Source organism: Paenibacillus sp. Paensp38 (genome assembly GCF_059491915.1).
In genome coordinates this window covers 5,394,571-5,414,298 of sequence record NZ_CP168516.1, presented here as the reverse complement: position 1 = coordinate 5,414,298, position 19,728 = coordinate 5,394,571, and the positions used below count along the sequence as shown (strand labels likewise).

The window sequence follows — 19,728 nt, the reverse complement described above, 5'->3', positions numbered from 1 at the left end:
CACCCGCACGGGGTACTCCAGATCAAAACCAGCATCGGTATCCCGTGCTTTTTAGCCTTCTACCTTGGCTCCATAGGAGCGAGCCACCGCTACTGCCTGCTCGATATCCAACTTGGCTCCGGTGATGTCCAGATCTTTAAAATTCACGCCATCCATCTTCGCACCGCGCAGGTCTGTTCCTTGAAGATGGGCTTTGTGCAGTCTTACCCGGCTAAGATCAGCCTCTCGCAAATCTGCTTTTTCCAAATTGCATTCGGATAAGTCGGCTTCCTTGAATCGTATTTTTCGCAAATCTTGTTTTCTTAAATCTGCATGACGCAAATTCGTATAAGACCAATCTCCGCCCGTAATTGTGATACCATCCATATTCGCCCCCGCAAAATCTGAACCTACCAGCTTGCAGTTATCAAACCGGACTACAAACAGATTGGCGCTGGTGAACAAACAATTGGTAAAAGCCGACTCCTTGTAGTGAGATGCATTCAGAATGGCCCCGGTAAAATCACAGTCCACAAAAGTACAGCCTTCCACAAGGGACTCATTCATCTCCACACCCCGAAAGCGACATCGGGTAAACTCGCAATTTTTCCACTCACCTTCTCTGGCATCCATTGATCCAAAATCACGGTCTTCATAGACCTCATCTGTATAAAAGAACATGTTCTCTCTCCTATTCCTTATTCCCTATATCAGGAATTCAGCATTTCGGCAAGGACCGCTCAAAACCGCCTTTCATTTTCCCCAGCAAACCCTTCATCATCTGATGATCCTGCGGCGTAAACTCAGACATACACGACCGAATCAGCTTCGTATAATAAGGGACTATCTTACTTAATAGCTCTCGTCCTGCCTCTTTTAATCCGACAGTCACCATCCGTCCGTCACTCTCATGAGCCACACGTTCAATCATGCCATCTCGCTCTAATCCGTCGATCAGTCCCGTCATGGTCCCACGCGTGACATCCGCTTTTTCCGCTAACTCCGATGGTGTCATGCGATGCGGCGAGTGGCAATGCAACAGGCTAAGCACGATAATCCGACCCTGAGAAGCCCCCAACTTGGTCAAATCTGTATCCATTTCTCTGAAAATACCGTTAGCCAAGCGCGCAAATGTCACAAAAGTCTCTATATTATCTACTTCGGCATCCTCATGTCCAAAGCTACGCAGCACCCCGCGTATGGAGTCATTATGAAAATTAAAGTTCATAGTCTATCCATTCCTTCCTTAATCCCGCTTGTTCCGTCAGACGGTAGCTTTTCCATTCATCTGGCAGCAAAGAAGCATACGGTTCCTTGGCAAAACGATCATCTACCAGGACCAACAATCCTTCGTCGTGCTCTGTGCGGATAAGCCTGCCACCTGCCTGAAGAACCTTGTTCATCCCTGGATATACATACGCATAGTTGAAACCATTCCGTCCCTGTTCCGAAAAGTAATCCCGCAGCACATCTCGCTCTGCTCCAATTTGCGGCAAGCCAACGCCGACGACGACTACCCCATTTAAGCGATCCCCGGGTAAATCAACACCTTCAGCAAACACACCACCCAATACGGCAAAGCCAAGCAAGGTGTGCTCTTGCCCAGGCTGGAAGGCCTCTAGGAATCGATCCCGCTCTGGTTCGGTCATCCCCGGACTTTGTACCAACGTATTTGCGGACACGTCCCGAAGCATGAACTCCTCATATACCTCACGCAGGTATGGATAGGACGGGAAAAACACAAGCATATTTCCTTTCCGTTCCACAACCAATGCAGCCAGCATATCCGCAATCGCCCCTTTGGAACGCTCGCGATCCCGATAACGGATGGAGAGCGGCAGCAGACGTACATCCCATTGCTCCTGATGGAAAGGGGAAGGAACCTGTAACGTATAATCTTCCTCGTTTGCTCCGAGCATGTCCCGATAATAAGCAAGCGGTGTCAACGTCGCGGAAAAATAAATGGCTGAGCGGTAGCCCTTAATAGCTTGTCCCAGCAAGTGAGAAGGATCGAGGCAGAACAGCTTGACCCTCACTTCACTGCGCCCTGCTTCCACATAAGTAACGTACCGTTCATCATATAAAGCAGCAATCCGCAGCATATTCTGAGCAGTAAAATACGTATCCAGAAGCAATGCGTAGGCCGTACTTTCACTGCTTGCGCGACTTGTACTACTCCCCGTTACCAGTTCACGTTCAGCAGCTTCCACAAAAGGCACCAGCAGCTCCAGCACCTCTTGCGGCGCTACTGTCTCCACTGCTTTTCCTGTGTCTGCATATTGCTTGCGCAGCGTAATCATATGTGCGTTCACTGCACTCGCAGTCGCAGCAATCTCTGGACTTAGCAGCTTAAATTCTCGTTTCAGTTCCAAAAAAGAAGATTTCAAAATTTCCGCCGAAAACATGTCCCGGCCGCGTTCTACCAGATTATGCGCCTCATCCACCAGTACGACACCTTTTCGCTTGTGCTCCTCCAGCAATCTTTTCAGAGAAATCCGTGGATCGAAAACATAATTATAATCACTGATTATACCATCCGAGGCATACGCCACATCCAGCGAAAATTCAAAGGGACAAACCTTATGCTTGCGCGCATAACGCTCAATCACCGCCCGGGTCATTAACGTCTCATTCGCCAAAATATCGGATACCGCACCGTTGATCCGGTCGTAGTAGCCCTCGCACATGCTGCATGATCCAGCGTCACAATCATTTTCATCCTTAAAGCAAATTTTATCCTTCGCAGTCAAAGTCACCACATGCATGTGCAGCCCTTGGGCCTGCATTCTGGCATAAGCTTCTTCGGCTGCTGCCCGAGTGGTGGTACGAGCCGTTACATAATATACTCGCCTAACCTGCCCCTCACCGATCGCCTTGATCGCGGGAAACAAAGTGGATACCGTTTTACCGATACCCGTAGGCGCTTTGGCAAACAGGTTAACCCCTTCGGCAATCGTCTTGTACACCGAACCCGCGAGCGTTCGCTGACCCGAACGATACGTGTCAAAGGGAAAATTCAACATAGCAATGCTGGCATCCCGCTTTTCCGCATGTGCTCTCAGCAGGAATGCATACGGTGCATAACCAGCAATCATCTCCTGCGCGAAAGCTTCCATCTCAGTAAAGGATAGCTCGCGCCTAAATCGGCGAATGTCTTCACTGTGTGCCTGCACATAAGTAAGCTGGACCTGCATGGAATGATGTTGTTCCTCACGAGCAATCATATAGGCATACAGAAATGCTTGCGCCCAGTGTACGGGTTGACCGTCACCCTGAATATCTTCGAGAGGCAAAGAGATCGATTTAATTTCATCGACCGTCCATACGCCATCCAGCTCAATCAGTCCGTCACAGCGGCCTTCAATGATAAACAATTCGTCCTTATACTGAATTTCTGTACGTAAATGTACCTCTTTGCGGTCATGCTCCTTGTAACCTTTCTGGATAACCTGATGCACGCGAGTTCCTTCGAGCATACTGCTATTCGATCGAAAGCCGCTATGAATGCTGCCGCTCCGATGCACATATTCCACAAGTGGACGCACCGATATGTGAATTGGTTCCTTCATACGATCACCCGTTCCGGTCATAGTCCTTTCACTGTACCACGTAGATAAACGAAACGTAAGGGACAGAAGAATCGTTTAATGGTCGATTGGTATTCACTCACGCCTACTTTTTACCGAAATATAGAAACGAGGCCTTTTGCTTTATTCCCCACGATACTACAACTCTCATTACAGCATAAAGGATAGGGATATGTTAAAAGAATTAATTAACAATTTTGCGTTATTAACGAGCTTCTTATTCTTCGGAAATTTATTTTCCCGGAAATATGAACGTTACCTGACAAATCATGCACTCATTCATCAGATATTAAACGGTTTAATGCTGGGCGTGTTTAGCATTCTGTTAATGATGACCGGTTTATGGATCCGTGGGCACTTTGTGGTTGATCTCCGCCAATTGGCGATTATCATATCTGTTTATATAGGAGGATCGGTATCCGGTCTGCTGACCACCCTGATCGTCATCCTGTATCGTATTTACATCACAGGGGGATGGACGGATATTACTCTGACTGTTACGGTTAATTGCTTCATGACACTAGTCCTTTCACTTATCTTTATTCGAGAAAAAAAGCTAGCCCTCGGCAAATGGATGTCAGCCGTGCTTGGGGCTGTTGTTGTGTCGCTGTTATCTGCTTTTTTTGTGGATGATCCACCCAACTTAGAATCTATAATAATGATCACAACCGTGAAGATTCTTGGCGGCTTGTTCACTTATTTTATGATGTCCCATATCAAAAAAACAGAACGGGCTATTCACCTGCTGGAAGAGGCTGCGAACCGCGATCATTTAACCGGGCTATACAGTTCGAAGAGGTACTTCATGCTTCCAAGACTACAAAAAAACCCTTTGGACTTGTGATGCTAGATATTGACCACTTTAAAAAAATCAATGATACGTACGGCCATTTGAACGGAGACGCAGTCTTAAGCCAACTGGGAATTTTGTTAAATCGGGAATCTACAACAAGAGCATATCCCTCCCGTAAGGGCGGAGAGGAATTCGCAATTCTACTCGGAGACTGTGATACCGAAAAGGCGGCAAACTTTGCCGAGAAGATTCGAAAAGCTGTGGAAAATGAATGTTTTCTCTTGAATGACGGAACCATACTCTCCTTAACCGTATCCATCGGGGCAGGCAGCTCTCCTGTTATTGCATCGAGGCGTTTATTGGAAAAAGCAGACGAGGCATTGTATGAAGCTAAACGATCAGGACGCAATCGGGTAGAACTGGCAAAACCATAGATATTAGTCGCTAAATGTCAGGAAAGCTGGATTATTGTTAATAAAAAGTGGTAAAATGGAAATAACATCGTTATCAAAAAAACTTCTGCCGCTAGTGGAGACATGCCTTACAATCGACATGGGGGGTGGGCTTTGTGAACCTCGAACAATTGGAAAAACTCATGGAAAAAGAACGCCGTGAACTGAATCGCATGGCTGACTTACACGGATTAAAAGATGAACGTGTATTGGACAAATCCTCCAGACTTGACCGTATTATGGACAAGTACCTTCACACCAAGCGTGCAATAAACCAAACACACTCATAGAAGCAAGCTACATCGCTGCCCCTCAGGGCAGCTTTTTTATTCTGCATCGTACTCACCTTCTCGCGGACTGACTACTTCCCGCCCTATTCCGTCCGCAACAATTGCTGTGTGAACGATATCCATTCTCTGGCGGCAAAGGACAGGTAGCGATCGTTCCGCCAAATCATCCCCAAATGCCAAGGAATGACGGGGTCTACCAATGGAAGAACACGCAAGCGCTCAGAATCCAGATCTCGGCAAATGGCCTCCGGCAACAGAGCTACTCCCAGGTTTGCAGCAACCATTTCGCTAATCAGATCCCATTGTGAGCTTTCGTACACTACACGCGGCTGAAAGCCGGCACGAACACATTCCGCAATGATACGGTCATGCAGCGTAAAATCCTCACGGAACAGTACAAACGCCTCCTCCGCCAACGCAGATAACGGTACCTCCTTGCACTCTGCCAATGCATGCGTAGGATGAACGAGCAAATTCAGCTTTTCCTCCACAAACAGAAATGTCTCAAACATATCTCCAACTGCGGGCAGCACGATCACCCCGATATCCAATGCCCCGGCTTCTACGTCCCGTTCCACTTTCTTCGCCCCGTCCTCAAATAATTGAATGGTCACATCAGGATATGCCTTATGGAATTCTCCAATGACACGCGGAAAAAAGCTCGATCCGACCATAGGGGGCAGGCCAATACGGATATGTCCCTTTTTCAGGTTCATCAAATCACTCAGCTCCGAGGACAGACTCTGAAAGGACTTTACAATCGCTTGTGCTTGGAGCTCAATGACCTTGCCCGCGTCTGTCAGTTCGATTCTTTTGCCAATTCGGTCGAACAAAGCGACCCCCAGTTCATCTTCTAGACTTTTAATCGTCTTACTGATCGTCGGCTGGGTAATAAACATGCTCTGGGCTGCCTTTGTAAAGCTACGCAACCGCGCGACTTCCAAAAAATATTGTAAATGTCGGATATCCAAAGCTACACCTTCTCCCATAGATAAACGGAATAGATTATATTCTTTATATGCATTTTACTCATGAAAGCTTGTGATGTAAAATTTCATTACAGTTTGAAAATAACCGATCACAAAGATAGGAGTCATTATATATGAAAAGCTTCATACGCGGTGTCCTCCAGATCGCCGTCCTGATGGCCTTTTCGCTCATCCTGAACGCGGTAGTCTCCTGGCTCCACCTGCCTATACCCGGTAGTATCATTGGTATGCTAATCCTTTTTATTCTGCTGCAAACCGGCTTGGTCCGGCTAAGCTGGATTGAAGTTGGCGCAAACTGGTTGCTGGCCGAGCTGCTATTATTCTTTATTCCCTCCGCTGTCGGCGTCATGAATTATTGGCCGATGCTGGAACACGATGGTATGAGCATTATGCTGGTCGTGTTGCTCGGCACCTTTCTGGTGATGGCCTGCACAGGTATGGTCGCCAGTCTGCTTGGTAAACGAAAGGAGCATAAATCATCATGATCGGTCTTCTATGTATTGTATTGACACTCGCTATTTACTGGATGGCCAAACGCATGTACCGCACACTGCCCAAGGTGTATTTGTCTCCATTGCTCATTACACCTGTTGTTATCATTTTGATTTTGACGCTGACGGGTGTGAATTACCGTTCTTATAATTCGGGCGCTCACTTGCTGTCCATGCTGCTACAACCAGCTACGATTGCATTTGCTGTCCCTTTATACCGATATTTCCCAGTGTTAAAAAAACACGCAACCCAAATCGTGCTTAGCGTGCTGTCTGGATCTGTTGTAGCCGTGTTGTCCTCCATGGCACTTGCCAAGTGGATGCACCTGAATTCTTCGCTGCTGAGCAGCCTGATTCCTCGCTCCATTACGACACCCATTGCGATGAATGTATCGCAAACGATTGGCGGCAATCCGACGGTCACAGCTGTATTCGTTATTCTGACCGGATTGAGCGGTCTTATTATCGGTCCAGTGATTGTAAAACTGTTCCGTATCGAAAATGAAGTCTCCCGTGGGGTACTGCTCGGTACCGGTGCTCATGGTACGGGCACTTCCAAAGCATTCGAGTTCAGTTTGCTGACGGGGACGATATCCAGCATCTCGATGGTGCTCGCCGCTCTCTTTACCTTGGCAGCCGCCCCGTTCCTGTTCCACTTGATGCTGTAAACAATCTGCATACAACAAAAGCAGCGATTCTCTTAAAAATAGAGAATCGCTGCTTTTGTTTTGTAGGCCCCTTTTCCGCATAAAGCAGCGGTGAGAACGAAACGATGGTAGAGAAGCGGAGCGGTAAAGGATACGCATCCTCGTTCCTATTAGATGGCTTTAACGTCACCTTGTTTCACCTGTACCTCTAAAGGCGTTACAGCTTCATACAGGTAAGCATCCAGCTCAGCCGTATATTGTCGTTCTTGCGCGGCGCTCCAGCCTGCATGTTCAGACATCCATGCGATGGCGGGCTGTTTCCAGCGCTTCACCTCGTCAATCTGGAAGAAAAGTGCTCCCGTTCGCCGTATGAAAAAATCAGACGGTGTCACCGTCATTTCCTGTTCCATCGCATACAGGAGCGGGACACGCACTTCCACAGGCAGTGCCGCTTCCTTCTCGGTAGTCTCCTTCATGCTGCGTGCCGCTATCGCAAACAGCCGCTCTGTGTTGGAGCCATAGCGGATTGCCCATGCTCTAGCCGTTTCAGGCGACAGGCCGAGTGCAACACCTGCTGCGGTTTGCTTACCTACGTACGCGTCCCAGCCCGCCGAGCCGCCTACGCTGCCACCCGAAATCGGGATGTGTCTGGTGCGGCATGCCCGGAAGCTCTGCCCATGCAAGCGCCCCAGCTCCCGTACCGCACGATCCACGACGAGTTCGGACATTTTCCGGTAGCCCGTCAGCTTGCCGCCTGCAATCGTGATCAGACCTGAACGGGATTCCCAAATTTCGTCCTTACGTGAAATTTCTGAAGGGCTTTTACCGTCTTCATAAATGAGCGGCCGTACCCCTGCCCAACTGGATTCTACATCCGTAACAGTCAGCTTCACATCCGGGAACATTCCGTTGATCGCTTGAAGCACATACGCCCGATCTTCGACGGTCATCCGGGGATGCGCCGTATCCCCCTCATACACCGTGTCAGTCGTACCTGCATAAGTTTTTCCATCACGCGGGATGGCAAATACCATGCGTCCATCCGGTGTATCGAAGTACACTGCCTGTTTGAGCGGAAAGCGCTCAGCATCGAACACTAGGTGAATACCTTTCGTCAGGCGTAGCACCTTACCCTCCTTGGAGCGATCCATTTCCCGCAGCGTGTCTACCCATGGTCCAGCTGCATTAATAACCAGCGAAGCTCGAATTTCGTATGGTTTTCCCGTTACCCGGTCCGTTACGCTTGCACCGCTTATTCGTCCTTTGTCATACAGCAGCTTGTCAGCCTTGGCATAGTTCACCGCCAGCGCCCCTCGTGTAACAGCTTCCTTCATGACCTCAATCGTCAGGCGAGCGTCATCTGTACGATACTCCACATAGCTGCCGCTTCCCTTCAGTCCATCACGCTTCAGCAAAGGCTCGCGCTCTAGTGTAGCCTGGATGTCCAGCATACGACGGCGCTCACTACGCTTAACACCAGCAAGGAAATCATATACCAGCAGCCCGATAGAGGTGGTAAATGCGTTAAACGTGCCGCCCTTGTGAAAAGGAAGCAACATACGCTCCGGTATGGTCACATGTGGACCATTTTCGAATACAATTGCCCGCTCCTTCCCCACCTCAGCTACCATCTTAACTTCCAACTGCTTCAAATAACGAAGACCCCCATGCACTAGCTTGGTCGAGCGGCTGGACGTACCTGCTGCAAAATCCTGCATCTCCACCAATGCTGTCTTCAAACCACGATCCGCCGCATCCAGCGCAATACCCGCCCCTGTAATGCCGCCGCCAATGATTAATATATCAAAATGCTCATGTCCCATACGTTCCAAGACAGCGGTTCTCTCCTGCGCAGCAAATCCCTGTTCTCCCATCATGTATCCCTCCAGCTTTGTATATATTCACGATGCAATCTGCCAACCGACTCATCATAAGGTACAAAAAAAGACCACGAACATCGCTGCGGCGGATGCCGAGCGGTTCATGGTCTCTCCAAGTCTCCTGACGAGTATTAACTTATCTATATCGTAGCACACACGATACGCTATGAAAAGGGAAATCTGCCTGCTACTTGAACGCCATTGCGGCATGAACTGCCTTTTTCCAGCCACCATAAAGATCAGCCCGCACGTCTTCACTCATGGACGGAGTAAAGGTATGATCACTTTGCGCATACCCCCGGACCTCATCCAAACTGCTCCAGAACCCAACTGCCAGTCCTGCTAAATACGCCGCACCGAGTGCAGTTGTCTCGTTCACAGCAGGTCGTTCTACTGGCAGATCGAGAATATCGCTCTGGAACTGCATCAGGAACTCGTTCATCACTGCACCTCCATCTACACGCAATGAACGCACAGGTACACCCGAATCGCTCGCCATGGCAGTTAGGACATCTTTAGTCTGGTAGGCCAGCGATTCCAGTACCGCTCGTATAAAGTGCTCCTTGGTCGTTCCCCGCGTCAAACCAAATGTCGCACCGCGCACGTCACTATCCCAATACGGGCTGCCCAGACCCACAAAGGCCGGGACAAAATATACCCCTTCTGTGGAGGTCACACGCGCCGCATACGCTTCACTATCTTTGGCTTCGCGGAACATACGCAACCCATCACGCAGCCACTGAATAGCAGATCCGGCTACAAAAATGCTGCCCTCCAGCGCATACTTCACCTGACCATTCAGCCCCCATGCAATGGTCGTAATCAGTCCATGTTCCGAGTCACAGGGTTCATCTCCGGTATTCATCAGCATAAAGCATCCCGTACCGTATGTATTTTTAATCATACCTTTGTCAAAGCATCCCTGACCGAACAGAGCTGCTTGTTGATCGCCTGCCGCTCCGGCAATAGGGATTTCCTGTCCGAAAAAGTGATAATCCACCGTATGCGCATATATCTCAGAAGATGATTTCACCTCTGGTAGCATAGACGCAGGAACGCCGAGAATATCCAGCAGCTCCTCATCCCATTTTAGCTCATAAATGTTGTACATGAGTGTGCGGGCCGCATTGGAGTAGTCTGTTACATGTGCTTTACCACCAGACAATCTCCAGATTAGCCAGGTATCAATCGTACCAAACAGCAAATCCCCACGCTCCGCTTGAGCTCGTGCCCCTTCGACGTTGTCGAGTATCCATTTGACCTTGGTGCCAGAAAAGTAGGGATCAATGAGTAGTCCCGTTTTGCTATGAAAAATATGATCAAATCCACGGCTTTTCAATTCCTCGCAGATCCCGGCTGTTTGCCGTGACTGCCATACCAGTGCATGATATACAGGCAGACCCGTATGTTTATCCCACACTACTACGGTTTCCCGTTGATTCGTAATACCAATCCCGGCAATTTGGCTGGCTTTCACACCTGATTCTGACAAGCAGGAGGCGATGACGGCCAAAATAGAGCTCCATATTTCATTGGCGTTTTGCTCTACCCACCCGGGCTGGGGAAAATACTGTGGGAACTCCCGTTGTGCCTTGTATACCACTGTTCCCTGCCGATCAAACAAGATGGCCCGCGAACTGGTTGTGCCCTGATCTAAGGCAAGAATGTATTGCTCCATCGTTTCCCAGCCTCCTTGCTTATTATGTATGGTTACCCACTTGATACAAATAAAAGCTATTGCTTATAGTGTTCGAACAGCTGTTTATTGGAGGTCGTAACTGCTGTAGCTCCCGCGGCCAACGCTGCTTCCACATCCTCAGGGGTGCGAATAAGTCCGCCTGCCAAAATAGGAATGCCAGTGCGTTCGCTGACCTCCTTAATCATCGGTGGAACAACACCGGGCAGCACCTCAATATAATCCGGACGCGTTTTTTCTACCAGCGCGTAGCTTTTTTCCAGTGCAATCGTATCGAGCAGGAACACCCGCTGTACAGCAAGAATTCCTTTCTTTTTAGCAGTTGCGATCACCCCGGACCGGGTCGAAATAATCCCAAATGGCTTAATTTCCTGACACAAATATTCAGCCGCATACTCGTCATTCTTCAAGCCTTGCACCAGATCGGCATGCAGGAGCATTTGCTTGCTGCGACTTCTAGCCATCTGGTACAGGCTACGCAGCTGCGCTACATGCGTATCCAGAAAAACCGCATACTCATAAGAACTGTCCAAAATACCCTCCAGCTGCTTCATATGCTTAGCTGCAGGTAAAATGCGTTGTCCCTGAAATGGCATGGATATCCCCCTTAGGCTGAATGTCGGTCAAACTCGTTCAAATTTTATATTATCACTCTGTTCGACGAACGTGAAGCGGTTTCATTGCAGATATGTATAAAGGCTGCCTTCCCTGCAATAGATGTCAGCAGGAAGAAGACAGCCTAATCATTCAAAGAACTGGATCAAATCACACGACGACACCCTTAAAATGCTCTATAGTGTACTAGCCCTCAAACCCTTGGCGCAGCCATGAGGTAGCGAGCATGATCGCACCGCGCTTGGCCGCGGTTTCAGACAATGGGTTCAGCATCACAAAGTCGTGGATGATGCCCTGAAAGCGTGCAGCGGTCACATCCACCCCCGCTTCACGTAGCTTGTCCGCATAGGCCTCGCCTTCATCGCGCAGCACATCGGCCTCACCTGTAATGACCAGCGCACGTGGTAGCCCTTCGAGCTGTTCTGTGGTGGCACGTAATGGGGACGCCGTGATCTGCGCTCGTTCGTTGGGATCCGTCGTATATTGATCCCAAAACCATTGCATTCCTTCGCGGCTCAGGAAATATCCTGTGGCGAACTCATGATATGATTCTGTGTCAAAGGAAGCATCCGTCACTGGATAGAACAGCAACTGCTGGCGAATGGTAGGGCCGCTACGTTCTTTGGCCAGCAGCGTTACGGCCGCCGTCATATTACCGCCCACACTGTCTCCGGCTACCGTCAGCGTATCGGGCTTCAGCCCATGCTCGCGTCCGTGCTGTGCCACCCATTGAACGACCGCGTAAATTTCCTCAATCGCCGTCGGATATTTAGCTTCAGGGGACAAGCTGTATTCTGGAAATACAACTGCTGCCTGTGAGCCGACTGCCAATTCACGAATCAGGCGATCATGCGTATGAGCATTACCGAATACCCAGCCTGCTCCGTGAATATATACAATGACCGGGAGATCGCTTGTCACCTGTTGTGGGCGAACAATTCTGACCTTCACCTCACCGCCAGGCCCGCCTGGAATAGTTAGATCTTCTACATCTGCGGCAGGTTTGTCTGCTGGGCCGGATTGAACCTCATTGACCGTTTCACGTCCTTTTTCAGGACCCAAATCATATAGAAACGGAGGCTTGGCATTATCGTCTGCAAATTTCTGTGCTGCGGGTTCAAGCTGTACTTTTTTACTCATATCGATTCACTCTTCCTTTCTTTTCTGTGGTCTACATATATCCATTTTGGCTTAAGTTTGCTCATTCAGTTTTACCTTATATATTTAAACGAGTTCCTCTCTTTCCAATCGGAGGACTTTAGTTTGCCCAACAGAAGAGCTTGACTTTTATTTTATATTGTAACTATAATAGTTACATATTAAAGTTCGTAAATGCACTGAGTACACTTACGATCAAACGAATGAATCATCCACATCATATTTATAGGAGGCTATCTATTATGAAAATTGCAGTTATTGGTGCAACCGGTAAAGCAGGAAATAATATCGTAAAAGAAGCATTAGACAGAGGGCATGAAGTAACCGCCATCGTCCGTGACTCGTCCAAAGTAACAGAAAGTCGTGCTACTGTGGTACAAAAAGACGTTTTTGATCTGAAAACAGATGATCTGAAAGGTTTTGACGTAGTTGTTAATGCATTTGCCGCTCCACTCGGACAAGAGCATCTGCATGTCGATGCAGGTAACGTACTGATCGAAGCCCTGCGTAATGTATCCGGTACTCGCCTGATTGTCGTAGGTGGTGCAGGCAGCTTGTTCACTGATGAATCCCAAACACTTTTGGTAAAAGACGCTCCTGGCTTCCCTGATTTCGTATATCCAACAGCCAACAACCAAGGAAAAAACCTGGAAATTTTGCGTGGTACCAGCGACCTGAACTGGACCTTTATTAGCCCTTCTGCGGAATTTGCACTGGGTAAACGTACAGGCTCTTACCAAGTAGGAAAAGACACACTGTTGGTTAATTCCAAAGGTGCAAGCTATGTCAGTTACGAAGATTATGCAGTTGCCGTAGTGGACGAAATCGAAAAACCACAACATCTGAACCAACGCTTCACAGTGGTGTCCGAGTCCTAATTTCTCTATTCTTGCAGCACATTTAGCATAAAAAAGACCCTTCGCCCATGTTCTCATGCTGCATGGAAAGTCCGCTCTACTCTAAAATCGGACTTTCCATGCACACTATGAGAAACTGAACCCGAAGGGTCTTTTTGTTATGACCTGTTGATACTCTCATTACAACTTATCAATGCTGGCCTTCTTTTCTGTATCGTGAGCGGAAGTCTCCCTCTTATCGCTAAAACACAGCTTGAGAATTGGAGGTGCAGCCAACGTTGTCAAAATGACGGCAATGATCACGGATGTAAAATATTGCTGTGCCAACAGACCCGACTGTAGACCGGTAGCTGCAATAATAAGTGCGACCTCGCCACGTGATATCATACCGGAGCCAATCGCAAGAGAAGAACGGTTATTGAAGCCCGTCAGCCGCGCGCCGAGGCCTCCTCCCACTAACTTCGTCACCAGCGCAATCAGTGTCAAAACAACAACAAATCCGAGCTGCTGCCCTACTCCCTCAAAGGAAACATTTAATCCAATGCTGACAAAAAAAACAGGAACAAAGATGGAATAAGCGATGGGTTCCACCTTTTCTTCTACGACGTGCTTAAAGCTTGTTTGTGCAATGGCAATCCCGGCAGCAAAAGCCCCGATAATGCCCGCCATCCCCAACATATCTGCAAAATACGCAAACCCAAAGCAAATAATCAACGCAGTCGTGATGACTGCTTCAGTCACCTTGAGTGGAGCGAGTATTTTCATAATCCACGGAACAACGAACCAGCCCCCCAGAATAGCTACGACGAAGAAAACTAGCTTTTTGCCAACAAGAAGTCCCAGCGAAGTCTCTCCACCCATACCGAATATACTCATTACTACCGCTAGCAGTACCACAACAAGCACATCGTCCAGCACCGCCGCACCCAAAATGGTCGAGCCCTCTCGGGTATTCAGCTTGTTCATATCCTTGAGCACCTGTACGGTAATACTTACCGAGGTAGCACTCAGAATGATCCCTAGAAACCAGCCTTCATGCACCGAGAATCCAAAGGCTTCCCCTACACCAAAACCACAAATTAGCGGTAAAATAATACCTCCAACCGCCACAGCTACCGCAGGCTTCCAATTACGTCGAAGTTGATCCAGATCCGTCTCCAGTCCAGCAATGAACATCAGCAACAGCACGCCGATTTCAGACATATCATGAATCAGCGAATCATTCTCAACCCATCCTAATACCGCTGGGCCCAGCACAATTCCTGCGATCAGCTTTCCTAGCACTGCTGGTTGACCGAGCCTGACAGACACATGACCCGCGACTTTTGTGAACAACAGAATCAGCAGAAGATACAATATAAATTGCATAGGCTGATAACCTCCTTTTGTTTAATCCTTGAACTTATTTGCAAAAATCCCATAAGCGACTTCCAATGAACAAGATATAGATCGGAGCGACTGGAATCGAATTTTGCAAATCCTAATCATAAAATGTAAAACAAACGTGCAAAATATGTGTCTGACCTTAACGGACAGCTCGCAAAATAAAAAGGGGAACCCGAAATACAGCACAGGTTCCCCTAAAAAGACATAAAGGAGCCTTGGTGACAGGCTCCTCCGGTAATTCATATCTTCATTTGATGTTGTCGGTCATACTGGCGCAAACAAGCAACTTTATCTTTTAATTATATCTCTTCTGTTAACCCGTGTAAACGTGCTGAATCAATTTTCTACTTTTTTCACGTAGCGGTCGCGGTATTCGTGGTCCAGCATACTCATCAGAATCGAATCATGGTATTCATAATTGTAGAATAAAGCATCCCGTTGTACACCTTCGCGCTGAAAGCCTACTTTTTCATAGCAACGAATGGCACGTTCATTAAAATCAAATACATTCAGCTCAATCCGATGCAGGTTACAGATACCGAATCCGTAACCCAGCATGAGCACAAGCGCTCCGGTGCCGTAGCCCTTCCCCTGATTTCCCTGCTCATTGATCGCAATACGGATGTTGGCACTGCGATTCAGGCTGTCCATATCCTGCAGAGCTATATCTCCGATGACACGATCATCTTCGCGAAGCGCAATCAAGAGCAGCAGGCTTGAGGAATCCTGTCCTTTAGCTTCAATATAACGGGCAATTTGATCCTTGGTAAAGCTGCGTTGTGTGCCTGTCAGCCTCCGCACATCCTGATGGAACAATGTATTATAGTATAGCTCGGTGTCCTCCACGTTAACGGGACGCAAGTACACCCGAGATCCTTCAAGTAACCGTGCCACAGGCTCTGAGGCTGAAGTTTGTTGAGTCATCATGATCTCTCCCATGCTAAAAATATAAATGACGAAAATCGAAGTAAATTATTGCGCAAGTTTGACTACGCAAGGTCTGCATTTTGCTCCGTAGTCAGGCTAGAATCAGCGAGGGACTCGCGCCAAATTACGGATTGAAGCAGTAGTCCTGCCAAACCCAGAATTCCAACAGTCATTCCGATCCAGACAAAAGCCGTTCCCGCCCCTGCTATTCGGATCAATACTCCCCCGGCAAGCGGCGAAACGACCATGATTGCTCCAATCACGGTACTTTGGATACCGAAGACGCGTCCTACCATATCAGCAGGGGTTTTGGCTTGTAATATATAGTTCTGGGTGATAATGTACAGGCCGTTGCCCACGCCCAGCACAGCCCCGATCATAAGCAGTACGGGCCATCCTGTTCCGGGTTGCGCCCAGCCTAAAGCAGCAATAGCTCCGCCAACCAGTACATACCCACCACCAAGCCCCCAGCCTGCACTTATGCGATTCAAGCGATTAAGCACAAGCATGCAGCCGACGGCGCCAGCACCAATGGCTGAAACCAGCCAGCCAAGCAGTGACTCATTACCCGGAGCGAGCACTCGCAGCAGCGTAGGGAACTGGTAGTCGATCATGAGAATGGCGATTAAGCCGAAAAGTCCGAATATGAGCGTATGCAAAAGCATTCGACTGCGCCATAAGAACGCCCAGCCCTCACGCCATTGGTTGAAAAAGCGAGATGCGCGGACATGCTCCTCCCGCATTTGGACTTCATCAGCCTCAGGCGCTGTATGCGTAGCAGACTTTCCATGCTGCTCGGCTGCAACAGCTTGTTGGTCTGGGCTGACCAGCGCCGGACCGATTCCGCGAAGCGGCCACAGCAGCAGGCCGGAACAGAGGCGCAGCAATGCATTGAGAATAATGCATGCCTGGGGAGACAACACAGTCAAGGTCATAGCGCCCAGTAGCGGCCCTGCCACTTTGGAGGCCTGATTGACCAACCCATTCAGCGAGGTCGCCCGAAACAGGTCGTCGCTGGCGACTACCGTACGGGTCAAGCCTTGCTGTGAAGGCATTTGAAATACGCCAGCCGCCGCGCGTAGACCGAGCAAAGGCAGCAGCCATACCGGACCCGGTACGGCGAGAATGGCCAGCGTCAATAAGGCAATAGCTGCATCGCAGACGATCATCAGCCGGGCCTTGTGTACCCGGTCAGCTAACGTGCCCGCGATGGAACCCAGCAGCAGACCCGGTAGCGCCATCACTACCGGAATCAGCGCAATCAGCATAGGGTCGGCTTCCCAGCGATAAGCAACAAGCACCTGAATGGCGATAGCATCAAACCAATCGCCAAAGGAAGCAGCCGTGTGTGCCGCAAACATCCGCCGAAAACGGCCATTGCGCCAAATGCTAGGCGCGGATTGCAGTTCTTTCTTTTCCTTCATTATCTACTCACCCTGCTCTCATTTTCAGCTTTTTTTAGCAATAAGAACATTCTAGCGGGTCTATATCAGAGGAAAGTCAGACAGCTAAAAAATCAGGCCATTGAGATTGTCTGCTCCAGCCAGCGCCTTAGCGCCGAACGATGCAGTGTTAAACTGTTGTCCCGGTCAAGCTGATCATATTGAGCGGCATACTTCTCTTCCAGCGCTGGATAGGAACCGCAAAGCTTCAGGAACGAGCGAATTTGACATACCGCTTTGATTTTTAGTAATTCCTGTTTAGCCATATCAAGGGTATCCAATCCCTCATCCATCAGCCGCTCGGCGTTATCCACATCTCCAGTACGCAACAGCATAAGCCCGCGCATCATGCGATAACGGCCCAGCTCGCGCAAAAACGGGGCCTCCGACAGCATGCATTCCAGACGATCAGACAGTTCGGCAGCCTTTTCCATATGATTGGCAACCAGATGCATATACATCTCCATCAGCGCAACAGGCATCACAAAATTATCGAGATTATCCCGTTCCATGACCATCATGGTCAGTGGCAGACCTTCCTGGGCGTGTTCAGGTTGTCCGTTCTCTACATAAGCCTCCAGAATGTTGAGAATACGCAATTCCCGCTCCTGCGCTTCAGATAGCAATCCACTGGAAAGCGCACGCTCACATAGGACAAGCCCCTCATCCGTCACCCCTGCTGTGCACATATATAGCAGTAGCATCCAATACAATCGATCTGCGGGAGCAAAGTCCTCCCGTTCCAAGAACCAAGGCACATCCGCCTGTACAAAACGGGTATACATTTGATAAAAGACAGACAATTCAAAACCCATCTGCTCCTGCTGGGCAGCCAGCGCTACGATGGAATTTCCCTGCCCCAACAGCTGGTATTTGCGGAATAGTCCATGTACGGCGTCTTGCACCTCCTGATCGTGCAAGGACGGATGATTCTGTGGCTGCACGTCAGTCAAGGTCAAGCTGTAGCCATACCCTCTGACCGTATGAATACGGAGACCATCCCATGACTTAAGTTTTTTGCGCAATCTGTAGATATGATCATCTACCGTACGCTCCACCGGATACTCCAGCGGCCACACCCGATCCAGCAGTTGTTCCCGGGTGAACACCTGGTTCCGGTTATCGTACAGAAAGCGCAACAGCGCAAATTCTTTAGCCAACAACATAACACGATCTGCATTACAAACCACACTGTAGCCATCTGCATCAAATTGTAGCCTGATCATCCACCTCGCCTCCGACATATCGTTTCTTGGCTGCACCCAGCCCTATAAACATAAGCAGAACACTCAGGCACAAAAGCAGCAACAGCGGAATGGTCCAGCCTTGTGTCGCATCATGCAAATAACCGAACAGTGTCGGCCCGGTCGCTGCCAGCAAATACCCAAAGGATTGCGCCATACCCGACAACTCTGCTGCCTGCTGCGGTGTCCGCGTCCGCAAATTGAAGAACATCATCACTAACGGGAAAGCAAAACCACCCGCTATACCGATACAAATGACCCAAATCACACTCCACTGTGTAGCTCCAAGCAGAAATCCACCCAGACCGATAAAATATAGCGCAGCCATAATCAAAACCAATACCCGCTGATCCTTCACCCGCGCCGCCCAAATAGGCACAATAAAAGTAAATGGCATTTGCGAAAACTGCAGCACGGACAGCATCCATCCCGCAGTCTCTGAATCCATTCCCTGTCCGCTCATCATTTCGGGAAACCAAGCGGCAGGAACATAGAACAAGGCAGATTGCAGCCCCATAAACAGCGTCACCTTCCAAGCCAAAGACGATGTATATACATTCACGGTTCGGGCAGACACCGCCGCTTTATTAGCCGTTTTTCCTGCCTTAAGGAGTTGTGGCACCCAGAGTAAAATCCCTACGACACCTACAATCCCCCATATTCCCAAAGCACCTCGCCAGCCCATACCTCCGTTCAGAGCCAGCGGTATACTCAGCCCGGATGCTGTTGCAGCGACCACATTCATGGATACTGAGTATACGCCGGTCATCAGTCCGCTGTTGCGAGGAAACTCCTCTTTGATCAAGCTGGGCAGCAACACATTACACACGGCAATAGCCAGTCCCAGCATGGCGGTCCCGACAAATAATGCAGTAACCCCTAACGTTGAGCGCACTACAATACCTGCGGTCAACAGCAGCAAAGCTGCAAAAATAATAAGAGGCGATCCGAAGCGGCGCGACAGTTTGGCTACAAAAGGCGACAACAGGGCAAAAGCCAGCAGCGGCAATGTCGTTAATAGGCCACTCAGTGTATTCGAAATATGCAAAGAATCCTTAATCAAACCGATAAGAGGTCCTACCGAGGTAATCGAGGCGCGCAGATTGGCACCTACCAGAATGATCCCTACGGCAAGCACCCAAGGACCGGCATGCCACAAAGATTTGTATACCAAAGCTCGTTGGTGTTGCTGTGAACTCATCTCTCCATTCTCCAATCTATCTGTGTTATGCTCAAAGGCTCCAACCAAGTGTACGGCTGGAGCCTAGCAATTTTTATCTCATTAAATTATAAAG

The 19,728-nt window shown here is 49.0% G+C and carries 19 protein-coding genes; 6 read left to right on the top strand and 13 right to left on the bottom strand.

What is annotated here, in order from left to right; translation table 11 throughout:
• Nucleotides 1-51: 51 nt before the first annotated feature.
• From ACEN8J_RS23975 to ACEN8J_RS23965, 3 genes are read right to left on the bottom strand one after another with little or no spacing between them, the layout of a single operon-like run.
• Nucleotides 52-660 (bottom strand): pentapeptide repeat-containing protein, encoded by a 609-nt coding sequence (locus ACEN8J_RS23975; protein WP_029518648.1) that lies wholly within the window; start codon nt 658-660, stop codon nt 52-54.
• Nucleotides 661-697: 37 nt separating this feature from the next.
• Nucleotides 698-1,207: a MarR family winged helix-turn-helix transcriptional regulator gene (locus ACEN8J_RS23970; protein WP_029518649.1), complete on the bottom strand. Its 510-nt coding sequence runs from the start codon at nt 1,205-1,207 to the stop codon at nt 698-700.
• On the bottom strand, nt 1,197-3,569 hold the full coding sequence (locus ACEN8J_RS23965) for an ATP-dependent DNA helicase (protein WP_459761175.1): 2,373 nt from the start codon (nt 3,567-3,569) through the stop codon (nt 1,197-1,199). Before ACEN8J_RS23965 ends, ACEN8J_RS23970 begins: the two co-directional genes overlap by 11 nt.
• Nucleotides 3,570-3,738: 169 nt before the next feature.
• Between ACEN8J_RS23965 and ACEN8J_RS23960 the strand changes: the two genes are divergently transcribed.
• From ACEN8J_RS23960 to ACEN8J_RS23950, 3 genes are all read left to right on the top strand, one after another.
• Nucleotides 3,739-4,410, top strand: coding sequence for a LytS/YhcK type 5TM receptor domain-containing protein (locus ACEN8J_RS23960; RefSeq protein WP_495594056.1), 672 nt, complete (start codon nt 3,739-3,741; stop codon nt 4,408-4,410).
• The gene (locus ACEN8J_RS23955; RefSeq protein WP_495594055.1) at nt 4,410-4,793 is read left to right on the top strand and encodes a GGDEF domain-containing protein; all 384 of its coding nucleotides are present in this window, start codon (nt 4,410-4,412) and stop codon (nt 4,791-4,793) included. The genes ACEN8J_RS23960 and ACEN8J_RS23955 overlap by 1 nt, the downstream gene beginning before the upstream one ends.
• A 134-nt stretch (nt 4,794-4,927) precedes the next feature.
• Nucleotides 4,928-5,101, top strand: a complete 174-nt coding sequence (locus ACEN8J_RS23950) for an aspartyl-phosphate phosphatase Spo0E family protein (RefSeq protein WP_013312483.1) — start codon at nt 4,928-4,930, stop codon at nt 5,099-5,101.
• 83 nt (nt 5,102-5,184) lie between these two features.
• Here ACEN8J_RS23950 and cidR read toward each other — a convergent pair whose 3' ends face one another.
• Nucleotides 5,185-6,072 (bottom strand): cidABC operon transcriptional activator CidR, encoded by an 888-nt coding sequence (gene cidR / locus ACEN8J_RS23945; RefSeq protein WP_328801165.1) that lies wholly within the window; start codon nt 6,070-6,072, stop codon nt 5,185-5,187.
• Nucleotides 6,073-6,203: 131 nt separating this feature from the next.
• Between cidR and ACEN8J_RS23940 the strand changes: the two genes are divergently transcribed.
• A complete protein-coding gene (locus tag ACEN8J_RS23940; protein ID WP_029518652.1) occupies nt 6,204-6,575 on the top strand; it encodes a CidA/LrgA family protein in 372 nt (123 codons plus the stop codon).
• Nucleotides 6,572-7,249 carry a CidB/LrgB family autolysis modulator gene (locus ACEN8J_RS23935; RefSeq protein ID WP_029518653.1) on the top strand — a complete coding sequence of 226 codons (678 nt, stop codon included), beginning with the start codon at nt 6,572-6,574 and terminating at the stop codon, nt 7,247-7,249. The genes ACEN8J_RS23940 and ACEN8J_RS23935 overlap by 4 nt, the downstream gene beginning before the upstream one ends.
• A gap of 149 nt (nt 7,250-7,398) precedes the next feature.
• Here ACEN8J_RS23935 and ACEN8J_RS23930 read toward each other — a convergent pair whose 3' ends face one another.
• The 4 genes from ACEN8J_RS23930 to ACEN8J_RS23915 form a co-directional block, all read right to left on the bottom strand.
• Complete coding sequence (locus tag ACEN8J_RS23930; protein ID WP_495594568.1) at nt 7,399-9,102, bottom strand: glycerol-3-phosphate dehydrogenase/oxidase; 1,704 nt, start codon at nt 9,100-9,102, stop codon at nt 7,399-7,401.
• A gap of 193 nt (nt 9,103-9,295) precedes the next feature.
• A complete protein-coding gene (gene glpK / locus ACEN8J_RS23925) occupies nt 9,296-10,786 on the bottom strand; it encodes a glycerol kinase GlpK (RefSeq protein WP_495594053.1) in 1,491 nt (496 codons plus the stop codon).
• A gap of 56 nt (nt 10,787-10,842) precedes the next feature.
• Entirely contained in the window at nt 10,843-11,400 is a 558-nt protein-coding gene (locus tag ACEN8J_RS23920; RefSeq protein ID WP_029518656.1) for a glycerol-3-phosphate responsive antiterminator, read from the bottom strand.
• A 205-nt stretch (nt 11,401-11,605) separates the two neighbouring features.
• A complete protein-coding gene (locus ACEN8J_RS23915; RefSeq protein WP_029518657.1) occupies nt 11,606-12,559 on the bottom strand; it encodes an alpha/beta hydrolase in 954 nt (317 codons plus the stop codon).
• Between the two features lie 260 nt (nt 12,560-12,819).
• On the opposite strand from ACEN8J_RS23915, the gene ACEN8J_RS23910 reads away from it, so the two are divergent.
• The gene (locus ACEN8J_RS23910; protein ID WP_029518658.1) at nt 12,820-13,455 is read left to right on the top strand and encodes an NAD(P)-dependent oxidoreductase; all 636 of its coding nucleotides are present in this window, start codon (nt 12,820-12,822) and stop codon (nt 13,453-13,455) included.
• A gap of 159 nt (nt 13,456-13,614) precedes the next feature.
• Here the strand turns inward: ACEN8J_RS23910 and ACEN8J_RS23905 are convergent, their stop codons facing one another.
• The 5 genes from ACEN8J_RS23905 to ACEN8J_RS23885 all read right to left on the bottom strand — a co-directional run bounded on the left by ACEN8J_RS23905 (nt 13,615) and on the right by ACEN8J_RS23885 (nt 19,634).
• Entirely contained in the window at nt 13,615-14,802 is a 1,188-nt protein-coding gene (locus ACEN8J_RS23905; RefSeq protein WP_029518659.1) for a cation:proton antiporter, read from the bottom strand.
• A 354-nt stretch (nt 14,803-15,156) separates the two neighbouring features.
• A complete protein-coding gene (locus ACEN8J_RS23900; protein WP_049817039.1) occupies nt 15,157-15,747 on the bottom strand; it encodes a GNAT family N-acetyltransferase in 591 nt (196 codons plus the stop codon).
• 62 nt (nt 15,748-15,809) lie between these two features.
• Nucleotides 15,810-17,171, bottom strand: coding sequence for an MFS transporter (locus tag ACEN8J_RS23895; protein WP_340933584.1), 1,362 nt, complete (start codon nt 17,169-17,171; stop codon nt 15,810-15,812).
• A gap of 92 nt (nt 17,172-17,263) precedes the next feature.
• Nucleotides 17,264-18,415, bottom strand: a complete 1,152-nt coding sequence (locus ACEN8J_RS23890) for a winged helix-turn-helix domain-containing protein (protein ID WP_165145895.1) — start codon at nt 18,413-18,415, stop codon at nt 17,264-17,266.
• Nucleotides 18,396-19,634, bottom strand: coding sequence for a CynX/NimT family MFS transporter (locus tag ACEN8J_RS23885; protein ID WP_341071356.1), 1,239 nt, complete (start codon nt 19,632-19,634; stop codon nt 18,396-18,398). Before ACEN8J_RS23885 ends, ACEN8J_RS23890 begins: the two co-directional genes overlap by 20 nt.
• Nucleotides 19,635-19,728 lie beyond the last annotated feature (94 nt).